The sequence below is a fragment of the Achromobacter sp. 2789STDY5608621 genome, assembly GCF_001299375.1.
GTDB classification, from domain to species: Bacteria; Pseudomonadota; Gammaproteobacteria; order Burkholderiales; family Burkholderiaceae_B; genus Achromobacter; species Achromobacter insuavis.
The window spans coordinates 226,078-244,634 of sequence record NZ_CYTU01000002.1 but is presented as its reverse complement, the minus strand read 5'-3'; the positions used below and the strand labels follow the sequence as shown (position 1 = coordinate 244,634).

Below are 18,557 nucleotides of genomic sequence, written 5' to 3'. Positions count from 1 at the left end.
TCCAGCAACAGGCGCTGCGGATCTTCCAGGGCGTCCTTCATGGCGACCAGGCCCAGGACGGCTTCGCGGCCGTCGATGATGCGGTGGTCGTAGGACAGGGCCAGGTAGTTCATCGGGCGGATGACGATCTGGCCGTTTTCCACCACGGCGCGATCCTTGGTGGCGTGCACGCCCAGGATGGCCGATTGCGGCGGGTTGATGATCGGGGTCGACAGCATCGAGCCGAACACGCCACCGTTGGAGATCGAGAACGTGCCGCCGGTCATCTCTTCGATGCCCAGCTTGCCGTCGGCGGCGCGGCGGCCGAAGTCGGCGATGGTCTTTTCGATTTCAGCGATGGAAAGCTGGTCGGCGTTGCGCAGGATCGGCACCACCAGGCCACGCGGGCTGCCGACAGCGATACCGATGTCGAAGTAGCCGTGGTAAATGATGTCCTTGCCGTCGATCGAGGCGTTGATCAGCGGGAACTTCTTCAGCGCGGCAACGGCGGCCTTGACGAAGAACGACATGAAGCCCAGCTTGATGCCGTGTTCCTTCTCGAACTTGTCCTTGTACTTGTTGCGCAGATCGATGACCGCTTGCATGTTCACTTCGTTGAACGTGGTCAGGATCGCGTTTTCCTGTTGCGATTGCAGCAGGCGCTCGGCGATGCGGGCGCGCAGGCGGCTCATCGGCACGCGCTGTTCCGGACGGCCGTCCAGCGACAGCGTGGTCGGGGCCGGCGCGGCGGCGGCCTTGGCCGGGGCGGCCTTGGCGGCGGGGGCGCTGGCGTTCAGGGCGTCGCCCTTGGTGACGCGGCCGTCACGGCCGGTGCCGGCGACGTTGGCGGCGTCCACGCCCTTTTCGGCGAGGATCTTGGCGGCGGCGGGCGAAGCCACGCCGGCGGCGGCGGTCGAGGCGGGAGCGGCCGGGGCGGCGGCGGCTTGCGCGGCGGCCTTGGGCGCTTCGGCGGCGGGGGCGGTGGCCGGGGTGGCGGCGGCCTTGCCGGCGGTGTCGATACGGGCCAGGACTTCGCCCGAGGTGACGGTGCTGCCATCGCCCTTGACGATTTCAGCCAGCACGCCCGAGGCGGGAGCCGGCACTTCCAGCACGACCTTGTCGGTTTCGACTTCGATCAGGATTTCGTCCGCTTCGACGGCAGCGCCAGGCTGCTTCTTCCAGGTCAGCAGGGTCGCTTCGGAGACGGATTCGGAGAGTTGGGGGACGACGACGTCGGTGATAGCCATTTTGTTTATTCCGTAGAGTGTGTGTTCTGGACCGCGCGGCGCCGGCAAAGTTCGAAACGGGGTTTCGGGAACTCGCCGCGCGCCGCGCGCGCATCGGGTTGATTACTTGGTCAGCATGACCTTGAACTTGGGCGCGAACGCCGTCTCGATCAGGGCCTTCTGCTGTTCCTGGTGCTTGGCCAGGTAGCCCACGGCCGGCGATGCCGACGCGGCGCGACCGGCGTAGCCCAGCTTCTGGCCTTCGACCATGTTCTCGTACACGTGATGCTGAACATAGAACCAAGCGCCCTGGTTCTGCGGCTCGTCCTGGACCCAGATCACTTCGGTGGCCTTCGGGTACTTGCGCAGTTCGGTCTCGAACGACTTGTGCGCGAACGGGTACAGCTGCTCGACGCGGACGATGGCAACGTTGTCGGCGCCACGTTCACGGCGGGCATTGACCAGATCGTAGTAGACCTTGCCCGAGCAAGCCAGCACGCGCTTGACCTTGGCGGCGTCGATGGCCTCGTCGACCTCGCCGATCACCGGGCGGAAGCTGCCGCCGGCCAGATCGGTCAGGGGCGAACCGGCGTCCTTGTTGCGCAGCAGCGACTTGGGCGTGAACAGCACCAGCGGCTTGCGGAACGGGCGGATCATCTGGCGACGCAGCACATGGAAGATCTGCGAGGCCGAGGTCGGCTGCACCACTTGCATGTTGTTGTCGGCGCACAGCTGCAGGAAGCGCTCGATGCGGCCCGACGAGTGCTCGGGCCCCTGGCCTTCGTAGCCGTGCGGCAGCATCAGGGTCAGGCCCGACTGGCGGCCCCACTTGGCTTCGCCGGAGCTGATGAACTGGTCGATCACGACCTGGGCGCCGTTGACGAAGTCGCCGAACTGGCCTTCCCAGATGGTCAGCGTGTTGGGTTCGGCGCTCGAGTAGCCGTATTCGAAGCCCAGCACGGCCTCTTCGGACAGCACCGAGTCGATCACGGTGAACGGGGCCTGGCCTTCCGAGACGTTCTGCAGCGGAATGTAGGTGCCGTCGTTCCAGCGCTCGCGGTTCTGGTCGTGCAGCACGGCGTGGCGGTGCGTGAACGTGCCACGGCCCGAGTCCTGGCCGGTGATGCGGATGGCGTAGCCCGACGACACCAGCGTGGCGAAGGCGAGGTGTTCGCCCATGCCCCAGTCCAGGTTCATCTCGCCCTTGGCCATGGTGCGGCGGTCGTTCAGCAGCTTGGCGACCAGCGGGTGCACCGTGAAGCCTTCCGGCACGGTGGTGATGCGCTCGCCGATGCGCTTGAGCTCGGCCAGCGGCACGGCGGTGTCGGCCTGGTCGGTCCACTTGGCGCCCAGGAACGGCGACCAGTCGATGGCGTACTTGCTCTTGTAGTCGGTCAGCACCGGTTCAATGGTGCGCTGGCCGTCTTCCATCAGCTGACGGTAATCCTTGACCAGCTGGTCGGCTTCGCCTTCGGCCAGCACGCCTTGCGTGGTCAGCTTGTCGGCGTACAGCTTGCGCGTGCCGGGGTGGTGGCCGATGCGCTTGTACATCAGCGGCTGCGTCAGCGACGGGGTGTCCTGCTCGTTGTGGCCCAGCTTGCGGAAGCAGACGATGTCGACCACGACGTCGTGGCGGAACTGCAGGCGGTAATCCAGGGCCAGCTTGGTGATGAACACGACGGCTTCGGGATCGTCGCCGTTGACGTGGAACACCGGGGCTTCGATCATCTTGGCCACGTCGGTGCAATACAGCGTCGAGCGCGAGTCGCGCGGATCCGACGTGGTGAAGCCGATCTGGTTGTTGATGACGATGTGCATCGTGCCGCCCGTGCCGTAGCCGCGGGTCTGGGCCAGGTTCAGCGTTTCCATCACCACGCCCTGGCCGGCGAAGGCCGCGTCGCCGTGCACCAGCACCGGCAGCACTTGCTTGCCTTCGGCGTCGCCGCGGCGTTCCTGGCGGGCGCGCGCGCTGCCTTCGACCACGGGGTTGACGATTTCCAGGTGGGACGGGTTGAACGCCAGCGACAGGTGCACCGGACCGCCACGGGTCGACAGGTCGCTCGAGAAGCCGTTGTGGTACTTCACGTCGCCATCGGTCAGGCCTTCGGCGTGCTTGCCTTCGAACTCGGCGAACAGGTCGCCGGGCATCTTGCCCATGATGTTCACGAGCAGGTTCAGGCGGCCGCGGTGGGCCATGCCGACCACGATTTCCTGGACGCCGTTTTCACCGGCGTGGTTCACCACTTCGTCCATCGAGGCGATGAAGCTTTCGCCGCCTTCCAGCGAGAAGCGCTTCTGGCCGACGTACTTGGTGTGCAGGAAGCGCTCGAGGCCTTCGGACTCGGTCAGCTGCTGCAGGATGTGACGCTTTTCCTCGACCGAGTAGGTCGGCGCGCCCAGCGTGGTTTCCAGGCGTTCCTGGATCCAGCGCTTGGCGGCGGGGTCGGAGATGTGCGTGAATTCAGCACCGATGCTGCGGCAGTACGTGTCGCGCAGCGCCTTCAGGATGTCGCGCAGCGTCATGGTGCTGGCGGTCGTGAAGTAGGTGTTGGTGGCCGAGTAGGTCTGGTCCAGGTCGGCTTCGGTCAGGCCGTAGAAGGCCGGATCGAGTTCGGGGATCGGGGGACGTTCCTGGCGCTTGAGCGGATCCAGGTCGGCCCAGCGCGAACCCAGCGAGCGGTAGGCGGCGATCAGCGATTGCACCGAGACTTGCTTGGAGGCGACGCTCAGATCGGGTTCGGCGGCGCGTTGCACGAAGGCATTGGCCTTGGCGCGCTGGGCGAACGATTCGACGATGGGAGCGTGGGCCTGGTCGCGGGTGGATTCCTGGCCGTCGGTCGCGGGAGCGTGCTGCAGCTGGTCGAAGTATTCGCGCCAGTTGTCAGGTACCGAACCGGGGTTGTCGAGGTAGGCTTCGTAAAGCTCCTCAACGTAGGGGGCATTTCCCCCAAACAAGTAAGACGTGGATAGGGATTCTATTTCCGAAGACATAATCGCTTCACCTTTACGAGTGCTTCACTCGATTACGATGCAGGAAAACCTTCCGCGACACGGGCTTCCCGTTTAGCGGATAGCAGGGGCAGAAGGCGCGTACAAGCCTTGAAAGCCGTATGGATGAAAGTATAACCCTTTGAGTTTATGGGCGTCTTCTTGCGATTGCGTGACGCAAAAGCGCGAGCGGAATGGTTCCATGCGGGTTTGGAATGTCCGTCCAACCCCTGCAATTACGCTGTCTACTCGCCACCAATTTCCGCTAACGAAAAATGCCGCAATGCGGCATTTTTTTTGGCCCGCGCACGGGGTGTTGCGCAATAGCCTCGTCAGAGCGGCAGCTCGGTGGTCGACAGGATCTCTTTCAGGACGAAAAAAGTGCGGATCTGGCGCACCCCGGGCAGCTTGATGATCTCGCCCGCGTGCAGCTTGTTGAAGCGCTCCAGGTCGCGGATGCGCAGCATCAGGAAGTAGTCGAACTCGCCCGCCACCAGGTGGCATTCGAGGCAGCCGCTGATGCCGCGCGCCGCCGCTTCGAAGTCGGTGAAGGACTCGGGCGTGGAGCGGTCCAGCACCACCCCGACGATGACCAGCGTGGCCATCTCGACCTCGGCCGGTTCGAGCAGCGCCACGGTCTTCTTGATGATGCCCTCGGCCTTGAGCTTTTCCACGCGCCGCAGGCAGGCCGCGGGGCTGAGGTGCACGCGCGCGCTCAGGTCCAGGTTGGTGATCTGGGCGTCCTGCTGCAGCAGGCGCAGGATCTGGCGGTCGATGCGATCCAGCCCGGCGATGGCGGCCATTCAATATGTCCCTATAAAATTTAATTTGGTATTTATTTTTTATTCATAAATATTAGATCTAAAAATCCAATTTCCTGAAAATTTAAAAGGAAGAAATCTAAAAAATACGCAATTGACCAACAATCCGACGGGTTCCTATGATTTTTCCATCCGCGGCGCCGTCCGCCCGGACCCTTCCCCACCAGGAGCCCGCATGGATCTGCAACGCTTTCCCCGCCATCGCCTGACCTTCGGCGACACCCCCATCGAGAAGCTCGAGCGCCTGTCCGCCCATCTGGGCGGCAAGGTCGAGATCTATGCCAAGCGCGAGGACTGCAACAGCGGCCTGGCATTCGGCGGCAACAAGCTGCGCAAGCTGGAATACCTGATTCCGCAGGCGCTGGAACAGGGCTGCGACACGCTCGTCACCATCGGCGGCATCCAGTCCAACCACACCCGCATGGTGGCGGCCGTGGCCGCCAAGCTCGGCCTGGCCTGCGTGCTGGTGCAGGAAAACTGGGTGGACTACTCGGACGCGGTCTACGACCGGGTCGGCAACATCATGATGAGCCGATTGATGGGCGCCGACGTGCGCCTGGTGGACCAGGGCTTCGACATCGGTTTCCGCCGCAGCTGGGAAGAGGCGCTGGAAGACGTGCGCAAGCGCGGCGGCAAGCCCTATGCGATCCCGGCCGGCGCCTCCGATCATGAACTGGGCGGGCTGGGCTATGTCGGCTTCGCCGAGGAAGTGCGGCGGCAGGAGGCCGAGCTGGGCTTCAGGTTCGACTACATCGTGGTCTGCGCCGTCACCGGCAGCACCCAGGCCGGCATGGTGGTGGGCTTTGCCGCCGACGGCCGCGCCGACCGCGTGATCGGCATCGACGCCTCGGCCACGCCCGACCAGACCCGCGCGCAGATCCTGCGCATCGCGCGCCGCACCGCCGACATGGTGGGCCTGCAACGCCCCATCACGGACAGCGACGTGGTGCTGGACACGCGTTATGCGTACCCGGCCTACGGCCTGCCGTCGGCCGAGACCAACGAGGCCATCCGCCTGTGCGCGCGGCTCGAAGGGATGATGACCGACCCGGTCTACGAGGGTAAATCGATGCAGGGCATGATGGACATCGTGCGGCGCGGAGAGATTCCGGCCGGTTCCCGGGTGCTGTACGCGCATCTTGGGGGGGTGCCGGCGATCAACGCCTACAGCTTTCTCTACCGCAACGGCTGACGGCGGCTACGGCGCCAGCGCCTGGCCCTGCGGCGACCTGCGCTGACCCGACCGATTACCGATGCCCACGAACAACCCGCCGGCAGCGCATGCCGGCGGGTTGTTCGTTTCAGGACGACCGATTTTCCCTGGCGTATTAGGGTCATCACTAATGATGTACATAAATTGTATACAGACAATGCGGTTTACCTTATCGTGTCGAACACGATGTCCACGCCCGCCCCGCCATGAGCACCTACGACGCCACCCAGCCCTACCCGCGTGACCTGATCGGCTACGGCCGCAACCCGCCGCATGCGCAATGGCCCGGCGGCGCCCGCATCGCGGTGCAGTTCGTGCTCAATTACGAGGAAGGCGGCGAAAACTGCGTGCTGCATGGCGACGCGGGATCCGAGCAGTTCCTGTCCGAGATGTTCAATCCGGCCAGCTACCCGGAACGCCACCTGAGCATGGAAGGCATCTACGAGTACGGCTCGCGCGTGGGCGTCTGGCGCATCCTGCGTGAATTCGAAAAGCGCGGCCTGCCGCTCACGGTGTTCGCCGTCGGCATGGCGCTGCAGCGCCACCCCGAGCTGGCCTCGGCGCTGGTCGAACTCGACCACGAGATCGCCTGCCACGGCTGGCGCTGGGTGCACTACCAGAACGTGGACGAAGCCACCGAACGCGAGCACATGCGCCTGGGCATGGACGCCCTGGCGCAGCTGACCGGCGCCCGCCCGCTGGGCTGGTACACCGGCCGCGACAGCCCGCGCACGCGCCGCCTGGTGGCCGACTACGGCGGCTTCGAGTACGACAGCGACTACTACGGCGACGACCTGCCCTTCTGGATGCAGGTGCAAAAGAGCGACGGCAGCGTGGCGCCGCAACTGATCGTGCCCTACACCCTGGATTGCAACGACATGCGCTTCGCGCTGCCGCAGGGCTACTCGCACGCCGACCCGTTCTTCCAGTACCTCAAGGACAGTTTCGACGCGCTCTACGCCGAAGGCGACGAGGCCCCCAAGATGCTCAGCATCGGCATGCATTGCCGCCTGCTGGGCCGGCCGGGCCGCATCGTCGCCCTGCAACGCTTCCTGGACCACATCGCGCGCCACGACCGCGTCTGGGTCTGCCGCCGCCTGGACATCGCCCGGCACTGGCAGGCGCGCCATCCCTATCAACCCGCTCCCTGAACGGCGCAACCATGGCCCATACCCTCGCCCGATTCAACGACGCCGCGCCGCAAGACGCGGCCGCCATGCTGGCCGACCTGTATCCGCACGCGCCCTGGGCCGTGGACCAGGCGGTGCGCGCGCGGCCGGTGCACAGCGTGGCCCAGTTGCAGCTGGCGCTGCAACGCGCGGTGGACGACGCCGATGCCGCCGCGCAATTGGCGCTGCTGCGCGCCCAGCCCGCGCCCGCCCTCGCCGCCAACGCCGCAGCCGCGCTGGCCGCCGACCATGCCGCGCGTTTCGGCTTCCCGTTCGTGCTGTCCCGCTACGACCCGCGCGGCGCCCCCGTGCAAGACGCGCAGTGGGTCCAGGCCCTCGAACGCCGCCAGCACAACGCGCCGGACGATGAGCGCCGCGAGGCCCTGCGCCAATTGCACCGCGACGCCGAAGTGCAGTTGCACGAACGCTTCGGCGCCGAACCGCAACAGGGCAACGACATCTGGGACTGGCAGGAAAAACTCAGCGCGCACAGCGACCCCGGCTATGCCGAGAACGGCCAGCTCACCGTCACCTACCTGACCGATGCGCACCGCGCCTGCGCGCAGCGCATCTCGCACTGGATGCGCGATTGCGGCTTCGACGAAGTCGGCATCGATGCCGTCGGCAACGTGGTCGGCCGCTACCATGCGGTCCGCGCCGATGCGCCCATCCTGATGAGCGGCAGCCATTACGACACGGTGCGCAATGCCGGCAAATACGACGGCCGCCTCGGCATCTTCGTGCCGATGGCCTGCGTGCGCGCGCTGCACCGTCAGGGCCGCCGCCTGCCCTACGCGATCGAAGTCGTCGCTTTTTCCGAAGAGGAAGGCCAGCGCTATCCGGCCACCTTCCTCGGATCCGGCGCGCTGATCGGCGACTTCCAGCCGCGCTGGCTCGAACAGAAGGACGCCGACGGCATCAGCATGCGCGACGCCATGGCGCACGCGGGGCTGTGCGTCGACGACATTGCCAAGCTCAAGCGCGACCCGGCCCGCTATCTGGGCTTCATCGAAGTGCATATCGAACAGGGCCCCGTGCTCAATGAAATGGGCCTGCCGCTCGGCGTGGTCACCTCCATCAACGGCTGCGTGCGCTACCGCGCGCGGATCCACGGCACGGCCTGCCACGCCGGCACCACGCCGATGGACCGGCGCCGCGACGCCGCCGTGGCCGCGGCCGAGCTGATCGTGTTCGTCGAAGGCCGCGCCGCGCGCGACGGCGACTCGGTCGGCACCGTCGGCATGCTGGAAGTGCCCAATGGCTCGATCAACGTGGTGCCCGGCGAATGCCGCTTCAGCCTCGACCTGCGCGCGCCCAGCGATCCGCAGCGCGATGCGCTGGCCACGGACGTGCTGGCCGAACTGGAAGCGATCTGCCAGCGCCGCGGCCTGCGCTACACACTGGAGGAAACCATGCGCGCCGCCGCCGCGCCCAGCGCGCCGGCCTGGCAGCAACGCTGGGAGCGCGCGGTCCAGGCGCAGGGCGTGCCGGTCCACTGCATGCCCAGCGGCGCCGGCCACGACGCCATGAAGCTGCACGAGATCATGCCGCAAGCCATGCTGTTCGTGCGCGGCCAGAACGCCGGCATCAGCCACAACCCGCTCGAATCCACCACCAACCACGACATGCAGCTGGCCGCGCAGGCAATGCAGCGGCTGCTTGACGATCTCGCCAACGAAGCAACGAGCTGAACCATGACCGACTACGCCCGACTCGACGCCTGGGTGGACGCCCACTTCGATGAAGAAGTGCGCTTCCTGCAGGAACTGGTGCGCGTGCCGACCGACACGCCGCCGGGCAACAACGCCCCCCACGCCGTCCGCACCGCCGAACTGCTGCAGGGCTTCGGCCTGCAGGCCGAGTCCCATCCCGTGCCCGCCGACGAGGTGCGCGCCTATGGCATGGAATCCATCACCAATCTGATCGTGCGCCGCGAATACGGCGCCGGCGGCCGCCGCGTCGCGCTCAACGCCCACGGCGACGTGGTGCCGCCGGGCGATGGCTGGGAGCACGATCCGTACGGCGCCGAGATCGTGGACGGCAGCCTGTACGGCCGCGCCGCCGCGGTCAGCAAAAGCGATTTCGCCAGCTTCACCTTCGCGCTGCGCGCGCTGGAAGCGGTGGCCCGTCCGAGCCACGGCGCGGTCGAGCTGCATTTCACCTACGACGAGGAATTCGGCGGCCTGCTCGGGCCCGGCTGGCTACTGCGCCAGGGGTTGACGAAACCCGACCTGCTGATCGCGGCCGGCTTCAGCTATGAAGTCGTGACGGCGCACAACGGCTGCCTGCAGATGGAAGTCACGGTGCACGGCAAGATGGCGCACGCCGCCATTCCCGCCACCGGCGTGGACGCGCTGCAGGGCGCGGTCGGCATCATGAACGCGCTGTATGCGCAGAATGCGCGCTATCGCGGGATCACCTCGCAGGTCGAAGGCATCAGCCACCCCTACCTGAACATCGGCCGCATCGAAGGCGGCACCAACACCAACGTGGTGCCCGGCAAGGTCGTGTTCAAGCTGGACCGCCGCATGATCCCCGAAGAGAACGCGGCCGAGGTCGAGGCCGACATCCGCCGCATCATCGAAGACGCCGCGGCCGCCGCGCCCGGCATCCGCGTCGAGATCAGGCGCCTGCTGCTGGCCAACGCCATGCGGCCGCTGCCCGGCAACCAGCCACTGGTGGACGCCCTGCGCAAGCACGGCCAGGAACTGTTCGGCGAGCCCATCCCCGCCATGGGCACGCCGCTCTATACCGACGTGCGCCTGTATGCCGAGGCCGGCGTTCCCGGCGTGATCTACGGCGCCGGTCCGCGCACCGTGCTGGAATCGCACGCCAAGCGCAGCGACGAGCGCGTAGTGCTGGAAGACCTGCGGCGCGCCACCAAGGTCATCGCCCGCACATTGGCCGACCTGCTGCGATCCGCATGAAAAAAGGGCATGGCGCCCGCGCGCCATGCCCCTTGACCGATGCGTCGCGGCGCTACGCCAGCCGCATCACCCGGCGCCAGAACAGCACCGCCACCAGCGCGAATACCGCCAGCCCCAGGAACGAGGCGGTGCGCGCGAACTCCTCGCCCGCGATCGCCAGCGGCGCATCGGTGCCGGCGGCGCCGATGATGGCCGCCATCACCACGCCCACCAGGCTCTCGCCCACGATCAGGCCGGAGGCGATCAGCACGCCGCGCCGGTTGGCGGCCTCGGCGAACGACTCGTAGTCCTTGCCGGCGGCCGCGGCGCGACGGCGCAGCGCCCGCTCCAGCAGCCAGGCCAGCAGCGCGCCGGCCACGATCGGCGCCGCCACGGTCGGCGGCAGGTAGATGCCGATACCCACCGCCAGCACCGGGATGCGCGCCACCTTGCAGGTGCGCTTGAGGATCTCGTCCAGCACGATCAGGCCGACGCCCACCGCCATGCCGATCAGGATCATGGTCCAGTTCAGCTGGTGCGTGAAAATGCCGCGCGCGATCGCCAGCATCAGCGTGGCCTGCGGCGCCGACAGCGCCTGCGCCGGATCCATGCCTTCGCGCGGCATGGCGTCGGCAAAGCCGTAGGCGTTGTACAGCAGCTCCAGCACCGGCGAGATCACCGCGGCGCCGACCACGCAGCCGATCAGCAGCGCCACCTGCTGGCGCCAGGGCGTCGCGCCCACCAGCCAGCCGGTCTTCAGGTCCTGCAGGTTGTCGTTCGAGATCGACGCCACGGCCACCACCGCCGACGTGCTGAAGATGGCCAGCGCGATCGTCATCTGCACGCCGTTCTGCACCGCCAGCAATTCGCCGCCCAGGGCCAGCATCAGCAACGACACCAGCACGATGGCGACGATGCCCACGCCCGAGATCGGGCTGGTCGACGACCCCACCAGGCCGGCCATGTAGCCGCAGGCGGCCGCCACCAGGAAGCCGAACACGAAGGCGAACAGCACCGCGTAGGCCACCAGCTTCCAGATGGCCGCGGCCGACAGCGGCGCGCCCGCCAGGAACACCTGGAAGGTGATCACCAGCACCGCCACCAGCACCAGCGTGACCACCGAGATCCAGCCGGCAGACAGGTCGCGCTCGGTGCGCGGGGCCTTGCCGGCGCGCGCCGCGCCAGCCTTTGTCAGCGCCGAGAACGAGGCCTTGACGCCGCGCGCCATCGGCACGAACAGCGTCGCCAGCGTCCAGATGGCGCCCACGCCGATCACGCCGGCGCCGATGAAACGCACCTGCGACGACCACAGCCCGGTGGCGAACTTGGCCAGCGTCATGCCGGCGGGCATCTCGGCCATCGAGGTCAGGATCGGCACCGCGATGCCCCACGAGATCACCAGCCCGGTCAGCATGGCCAGGCCGGCCACGATGCCGATCAGGTAGCCGGCGCCGAGCAGCGCCAGCGAAAAACCCATCGGCAGCCGGAACACCGCGCCGCCCAGCGCGAACCAGCCGCTGACGCCTTCGCCCAGCACCCGCAGGCCGCTGGCGGCGAAGCTGACCGCCGCCGCGACCACGCCGCCACTGACGATGTCGCCCATGCCGGTGGCGGCCGGCTTGGCCGGCGCTCGGCCCGCCTCTTCGGCCGCTTCCTGGGCGCGCTCGGCGCTGCCAACCCGCAGGATCTCGGCCGCGGCCACGCCTTCCGGATACGGCAGGTCGCTCTGCACCACCATCACATGGCGCAGCGGAATCGTGAACATCACGCCCAGCATGCCGCCGGCCGCGCAGATGCCCAGGGTCTGCCAGAACGGAAAGCCCTGCCAGTGGCCCATCATGACCAGGGCCGGCAGGATGAAGATGATGGAGGACAGCGTGCCGGCCGCCGAGGCCTGCGTCTGCACCATGTTGTTCTCGAGGATGTTGGCGTCCTTGAACAGCCGCAACACCGACATGGAAATAACCGCCGCCGGGATCGCCGAGGAGAAGGTCAGGCCGACCTTGAGCCCCAGGAACACATTGGAGGCGGTGAAGATGATGGTGATGACCGCGCCCAGCAGCACGCCGCGGAACGTCAGTTCCGGTAGCGTGACCTCTGCCGGGACGGTGGTGGGTTGAGTCATTGAAGTCTCCCTTTACTGGCCGGGGTCGACCCGCCGCGGGAGCGGGACGGCCACGGCCTTCAGGGCGTTTACGCCCTGTTGGTTGCCGGTTTGTTTTTTCTGAAGCGCGAATTCTAGCGCCTCGGCGTCCAGCAGGTGGTCACCACCGGTAAGCGGCCCTTGGCGGCAGATCCTGCCGCCCACCCTGAAATCGGCAAACGATTATGCTGAAAACCTGGATTTCCTCCTGGCATTTTGATTACCCATGCCCCAGGGACAGGACTAGCATGGCGCTTACAAGGAGACAAAACCATCATGTGCGACGCCAGCCATTCCCCCGCCGGGACAGACCCCCGGCATGACGCCGATCCCGCCGAAACCGCCGAATGGCGCGACGGCCTGCAGTCCCTGGTCGAGGCCTCGGGCGCCGACCGGGCGGGCTATGTGCTGGACAACCTGCTGGGGCATGCCGCCACGCTGGGGCTGCGCGCCAACAGCCAGACGCGCACCGCCTACCTGAACACCATTCCCGCCGACCAGGAGCCGCCCTTCCCCGGCAACCTGGCGGTCGAGGAACGCATTGCCCGCATCAACCGCTGGAACGCGCTGGCCATGGTGGTGCGCGCCAACCAGGCCCATGGCGAGCTGGGCGGACACATCGCCAGCTACGCCTCGGCCGCCGACCTGTTCGAAGTCGGCTTCAACCATTTCTTCCGCGCCGCCGGCGCCGACGGCCCGGGCGACCTGGTCTACATGCAGCCGCACTCGGCGCCCGGCGTCTACGCCCGCGCCTACCTGGAGGGTTTCCTCAGCGACGACGACCTGGCCCACTTCCGCCAGGAAATCACCGCCACCGCGCGCGGCCTGCGCGGCCTGTCGTCGTACCCGCATCCGTGGCTGATGCCGGATTTCTGGCAGTTCCCGACCGGCTCGATGGGCATTGGCCCCATCAACGCGATCTACCAGGCGCGCTTCATGCGCTACCTGGAACACCGCTCGCTGGTGCCGGGCGCCGACCGCAAGGTCTGGGGCATCTTCGGCGACGGCGAGATGGACGAGCCCGAATCGATCGCCGCGCTGACCCTGGCCGCGCGCGAGAAACTCGACAACCTGGTGTTCGTGGTCAACTGCAACCTGCAGCGCCTGGACGGCCCGGTGCGCGGCAACGGCCGCATCATCGACGAGCTGGAAACGCTGTACGCCGGCGCCGGCTGGAACGTCATCAAGCTGGTCTGGGGCAGCGACTGGGACGCCCTGCTGCGCCGTGACACCAACGGCGACCTGGCGCGCGCCTTCGCCAACACGGTGGACGGCCAGTTCCAGACCTTCGCCGCCAACGACGGCGCCTTCAACCGCGCGCACTTCTTCAACCAGAATCCCGAGCTGGCGGCGCTGGTGGCCGACTGGACCGACGAGGCCATCGACCGCCTGCACCGCGGTGGCCACGACATGGTCAAGATCCATGCCGCGTACCACCGCGCCGCGCATCATCGCGGCCAGCCCACCGTGATCCTGGCGCAGACCAAGAAGGGCTTCGGCATGGGCACGGCCGGCCAGGGCAAGATGACCACCCACCAGCAGAAGAAGCTGGACGACGAGGCGCTGCTGGCGTTCCGCGACCGCTTCGCGCTGCCGATTTCCGACGCCGACTGTCTGGCGCTCAAGTTCTACCGCCCCGCCGAAGACAGCGCCGAGCTGCGCCACCTGCAGGCGCGCCGCGCCGCGCTCGGCGGCCACATTCCGCGCCGCCAGACGCAGGCGCCGCGCCTGGCGCCGCCAGCGGTCGAGCAATGGGCGCGCTTCGCGCTCAGCGCCGACGGCAAGGAAATGTCGTCCACCATGGCCATCGTGCGCATGCTGACAGCGCTGCTGAAGGACCCGCAGGTCGGCCCGCGCATCGTGCCGATCGTGGCCGACGAAGCGCGCACCTTCGGCATGGCCAACCTGTTCCGCCAGATCGGCATCTACTCGGCGCAGGGCCAGCTGTACGAACCCGAGGACATCGGCTCGGTGCTGTACTACCGCGAGGCGCGCGACGGCCAGATCCTGGAAGAAGGCATCACCGAAGCCGGCGCGATCTCGTCGTGGACGGCGGCCGGCACCAGCTACTCGGTCAATGGCCTGCCGATGCTGCCCTTCTATATCTATTACTCGATGTTCGGCTTCCAGCGCATCGGCGACCTGATCTGGGCCGCGGCCGACCAGCGCACGCGCGGCTTTCTCATCGGCGCCACGTCCGGCCGCACCACGCTGGGCGGCGAAGGCCTGCAGCACCAGGACGGCTCCAGCCACATCATGGCCGCGGCCGTGCCCAACTGCCGCGCCTACGATCCGGCCTACGCCTACGAAGTCGCGGTGATCGTCGAGTACGGCATGCGCCGCATGCTGGACGAGCAGCGCGACGAGTTCTTCTACCTGACCGTCACCAACGAGAACCTGGCGCAGCCCGACCTGCCGCAGGACGGCGCGGCGGCCGAAGGCATCCTGCGCGGCATGTACCGCCTGCGCCCGGCGCGCCAGCAGGCCGCGGTGCGCCTGCTGGGCGCCGGCCCCATGCTGCGCGAAGCGGAAATGGCCGCCGAGCGGCTGCACGCGGAATACGACGTGGATGCCGAGGTCTGGAGCGTGACCAGCTTCTCCGAACTGGCGCGCGACGGCCGCGAGGCCGAACGCGCCCGCGCGCTCGGCCTGGCCACCGCGCCGGACGCGGACTGGGTGCGCGCCTGCCTCGGCGGCAGCGACGCGCCGGTGGTGGCCGCGACCGACTACGTGCGCGCCGTGCCCGAACAGATCCGCGCCTGGGTGCCCGCGCCCTACCGCACGCTGGGCACCGACGGCTTCGGCCGCAGCGACACCCGCGCCCGCCTGCGCGACTTCTTCGAAGTCAGCGCCGACTGGATCGTGCTGCACGCGCTGGACAGCCTGGGCCTGCAGGCGCAGGCCGACACGCTGCGCCAGAAACTCGGGGCCACGACCCGCGCCACGCCGCCCTGGGCGCAATAACGCGCTGAAAGCAAAGGAAAAAGCCCCGAACGCCGGGGCTTTTTCCTTTTGCGTGCCGGAGGCGCGAAAGTGCGCCGGCTTGATCAAAATCGGACGATCGCTGCGGTGCAGCAACCAATTCGCGCCGCTTTCTGTTGAAATACGGGTGTTCCCTAAGCATTTCCCAAAGAATACGGCGGGCCGCGAGCCCGCTTTTTGCTTTCCGTTTTTTACCTACAGTTAGCGCCGAAAAGGCTATATCCCATGGACGAAACCCTCACCAAGCTGGCGTTGGATTACCACGCCTATCCCACCCCCGGCAAAATCTCGGTCACCCCGACCAAGACCCTCGCCAACCAGGACGACCTGTCGCTGGCGTACTCGCCCGGCGTGGCCGCCGCGTGCATGGCCATCTTCGACCAGGGCGACGACGCCGCCTCCAAGTACACTTCGCGCGGCAACCTCGTTGGCGTGATCACCAACGGCACCGCCGTGCTGGGCCTGGGCAACATCGGTCCGCTGGCCGCCAAGCCGGTCATGGAAGGCAAGGGCTGCCTGTTCAAGAAGTTCGCCGGCATCGACGTGTTCGACATCGAACTGGCCGAGAACGACCCCGACAAGCTGGTCGACATCATCGCCGCGCTCGAGCCCACGCTCGGCGGCGTCAACCTCGAGGACATCAAGGCGCCCGAGTGCTTCTACATCGAGAAGAAGCTGCGCGAGCGCATGAAGATCCCCGTCTTCCACGATGACCAGCACGGCACCGCCATCATCTCGTCGGCCGCCATCCTGAACGGCCTGAAGGTCGTGGGCAAGGACATCGGCACGGTCAAGCTGGCCTGCTCGGGCGCCGGCGCGGCCGCCATCGCCTGCCTGGACCTGCTGGTGCACCTGGGCGTCAAGCGCGAGAACATCTACGTGGTGGATTCGCGCGGCGTGATCTGGGAAGGCCGCGATGAAAACATGGAAGCCAACAAGAAGCGCTACGCGCAGAAGACCGACGCGCGCACGCTGGCCGACGTGGTCAACGGCGCCGACGTGTTCCTGGGCTGCTCGACCGCCGGCGTGCTGACCGCCGACATGGTCAAGACCATGGCCGACCGTCCGCTGATCCTGGCGCTGGCCAACCCGGAACCGGAAATCCGCCCGGAAATCGCCAAGGCCGCCCGCCCCGACTGCATCATCGCCACCGGCCGTTCGGACTACCCGAACCAGGTCAACAACGTGCTGTGCTTCCCCTTCATCTTCCGCGGCGCCATGGATGCCGGCGCCTCGCGCATCACCGAGGAAATGAAGCTGGCGTGCGTCAAGGCCATCGCCGAACTGGCGCAAGCCGAACAGAACGACGAAGTGGCCCGCGCCTACGCCGGCCAGGAACTGTCGTTCGGTCCCGACTACATCATCCCGAAGCCGTTCGACCCGCGCCTGATCGTCCAGATCGCCCCGGCCGTGGCCCAGGCCGCCGCCGACTCCGGCGTGGCCGCCCGTCCGATCGAGGACATCGAGGCCTACCGCCAGAAGCTGATGGGCTTCGTCTACCACTCGGGCCAGCTGATGCGCCCGCTGTTCGCCCAGGCCAAGAAGGCGCCCAAGCGCGTCATCTACGCCGACGGCGAAGACGAGCGCGTGCTGCGCGCGGTGCAGACCGTGGCCGACGAAAAGCTGGCGTTCCCGATCCTGATCGGCCGCCCGTCCGTGATCGAGATGCGCATCAAGAAGTTCGGCCTGCGCCTGGTCGCCGGCCAGCACTTCGAGATCGTCGATCCCGAAGACGACAGCCGCTTCAACGAAACCTGGAACGCGTACTACCAGCTCAAGGGCCGCGAGGGCGTGACCCCGGCCATCGCCAAGGCGATGATCCGCAAGCACAACACGCTGATCGGCGCGATGCTGCTGCGCCGAGGCGACGCCGACGCGCTGCTGTGCGGCGTGGCCAGCAAGTACGACAACCAGCTCAAGTACATCGACGAGATCATCGGCAGGAAGGAAGGCCAGACCTACGCCGCCCTGAACGTGCTGATGCTGCCCGACCAGACGCTGTTCGTCACCGACACCCACGTCAACGAGAACCCGTCGGCCGAGGAAGTCGCCAACATCACCATCCAGGCCGCCGACGAGATGCTGCGTTTCGGCGTGGTGCCCAAGATCGCCCTGCTGTCGCACTCGAACTTCGGCAGCCGCGTCACGGAATCGTCGCGCAAGATGGCCGCCGCGCGCCAGCTGGTGCAGGACCGCGCGCCCGACCTGGAAGTGGACGGCGAAATGCACGCCGACGCCGCCCTGTCGGAAAAGATCCGCGTGCAGGCCTACCCGGACAGCACCCTGAAGGGTCCGGCCAACCTGCTGGTCATGCCGACGCTGGACACCGGCAACATCACGTACAACATGCTGAAGATGACCGGCAGCAATGGCGTCGCGATGGGCCCGATCCTGCTGGGCGCCGCGCGTCCGGTGCACATCCTGACGACCAGCGCCACCGTGCGCCGCATCGTCAACATGACCGCCCTGGCCGTGGTCGATGCGCAGCAGGAAGCCGCCGAGGCCGCCAAGAAGCGCCGTTGATCGCATTGCGCTGATCGGCACGCAAGGGACGCCCCACGGGGCGTCCTTTTTTTTGTGCGGCTTGATGGCGCGATAGTGCGTGGCGACGGGCGAATGGTAAAAACGGGGCAGAGACTCCCCTCGACCCCTTCCCTACCGGAGCCCGACCCTATGTTGCTCGACGCCTTCCTGGCCTGGTTTCACTTCCTGGCCATCTTCGTGCTGGTGGTGGTGCTGACCGCCGAAGCAGTGCTGCTGCGCCCCGACCTGACGCCGGCCACGCTCAAGCGCCTGGTGGTCTATGACCGCCTCTATCTGCTCAGCGCGATCCTGGTGCTGGTCACCGGCGTGCTGCGCCTGACCCTGGGCGTCAAGGGCGCCGCGTTCTACATGGGCAACCCGTGGTTCCACGCCAAGATCACGCTGTTCGTCATCATCGGCCTCTGTTCGGCCCCGCCCACGCTGGCCTTCCTGCGCTGGGCGAAACAGGCGCGCCAGCAGCCCGCCTTCGTGCCGGACGCCGCGCAGATCAAGCGCGCGCGCCGCTGGGTGATGATCGAATCGCACCTGTTCATCTTCCTGCCGCTGTTCGCCGTGCTGATGGCGCGCGGCATCGGCGCGTAACGCG

At 67.2% G+C, this 18,557-nt stretch carries 11 protein-coding genes; 7 read left to right on the top strand and 4 right to left on the bottom strand.

The window, feature by feature from the left end; translation table 11 throughout:
- The 3 genes from odhB to AOZ53_RS03550 form a co-directional block, all read right to left on the bottom strand.
- Positions 1–1,226, bottom strand: a 1,226-nt coding sequence (odhB, locus tag AOZ53_RS03560; RefSeq protein WP_054486864.1) for a 2-oxoglutarate dehydrogenase complex dihydrolipoyllysine-residue succinyltransferase, incomplete at its 3' end; no start/stop codon positions are given.
- Positions 1,227–1,328: 102 nt separating this feature from the next.
- Positions 1,329–4,196 carry a 2-oxoglutarate dehydrogenase E1 component gene (locus tag AOZ53_RS03555; RefSeq protein WP_054486862.1) on the bottom strand — a complete coding sequence of 956 codons (2,868 nt, stop codon included), beginning with the start codon at positions 4,194–4,196 and terminating at the stop codon, positions 1,329–1,331.
- A gap of 329 nt (positions 4,197–4,525) precedes the next feature.
- Positions 4,526–4,996, bottom strand: a complete 471-nt coding sequence (locus AOZ53_RS03550; RefSeq protein WP_054486860.1) for an Lrp/AsnC family transcriptional regulator — start codon at positions 4,994–4,996, stop codon at positions 4,526–4,528.
- Between the two features lie 193 nt (positions 4,997–5,189).
- Between AOZ53_RS03550 and AOZ53_RS03545 the strand changes: the two genes are divergently transcribed.
- The 4 genes from AOZ53_RS03545 to AOZ53_RS03530 all read left to right on the top strand — a co-directional run bounded on the left by AOZ53_RS03545 (position 5,190) and on the right by AOZ53_RS03530 (position 10,323).
- Positions 5,190–6,206, top strand: coding sequence for a 1-aminocyclopropane-1-carboxylate deaminase (locus AOZ53_RS03545; RefSeq protein WP_054486858.1), 1,017 nt, complete (start codon positions 5,190–5,192; stop codon positions 6,204–6,206).
- A 227-nt stretch (positions 6,207–6,433) separates the two neighbouring features.
- A complete protein-coding gene (puuE, locus tag AOZ53_RS03540; RefSeq protein ID WP_054429526.1) occupies positions 6,434–7,378 on the top strand; it encodes an allantoinase PuuE in 945 nt (314 codons plus the stop codon).
- An 11-nt stretch (positions 7,379–7,389) separates the two neighbouring features.
- On the top strand, positions 7,390–9,087 hold the full coding sequence (locus AOZ53_RS03535) for a hydantoinase/carbamoylase family amidase (RefSeq protein WP_054486856.1): 1,698 nt from the start codon (positions 7,390–7,392) through the stop codon (positions 9,085–9,087).
- 3 nt (positions 9,088–9,090) lie between these two features.
- Positions 9,091–10,323 carry a M20 family metallopeptidase gene (locus AOZ53_RS03530; RefSeq protein WP_054478388.1) on the top strand — a complete coding sequence of 411 codons (1,233 nt, stop codon included), beginning with the start codon at positions 9,091–9,093 and terminating at the stop codon, positions 10,321–10,323.
- A gap of 52 nt (positions 10,324–10,375) precedes the next feature.
- Here AOZ53_RS03530 and AOZ53_RS03525 read toward each other — a convergent pair whose 3' ends face one another.
- Positions 10,376–12,427, bottom strand: coding sequence for an OPT family oligopeptide transporter (locus AOZ53_RS03525; protein ID WP_054429529.1), 2,052 nt, complete (start codon positions 12,425–12,427; stop codon positions 10,376–10,378).
- Between the two features lie 294 nt (positions 12,428–12,721).
- Here AOZ53_RS03525 and mdeB point away from each other — a divergent pair, with 294 nt between their 5' ends.
- The 3 genes from mdeB to AOZ53_RS03510 all read left to right on the top strand — a co-directional run bounded on the left by mdeB (position 12,722) and on the right by AOZ53_RS03510 (position 18,553).
- Positions 12,722–15,409: an alpha-ketoglutarate dehydrogenase gene (gene mdeB, locus AOZ53_RS03520; protein ID WP_054486854.1), complete on the top strand. Its 2,688-nt coding sequence runs from the start codon at positions 12,722–12,724 to the stop codon at positions 15,407–15,409.
- 243 nt (positions 15,410–15,652) lie between these two features.
- The gene (locus AOZ53_RS03515; RefSeq protein ID WP_054486852.1) at positions 15,653–17,950 is read left to right on the top strand and encodes an NADP-dependent malic enzyme; all 2,298 of its coding nucleotides are present in this window, start codon (positions 15,653–15,655) and stop codon (positions 17,948–17,950) included.
- Positions 17,951–18,100: 150 nt separating this feature from the next.
- Entirely contained in the window at positions 18,101–18,553 is a 453-nt protein-coding gene (locus AOZ53_RS03510; protein ID WP_054486851.1) for a DUF2214 family protein, read from the top strand.
- The last annotated feature ends 4 nt before the right edge of the window (positions 18,554–18,557 follow it).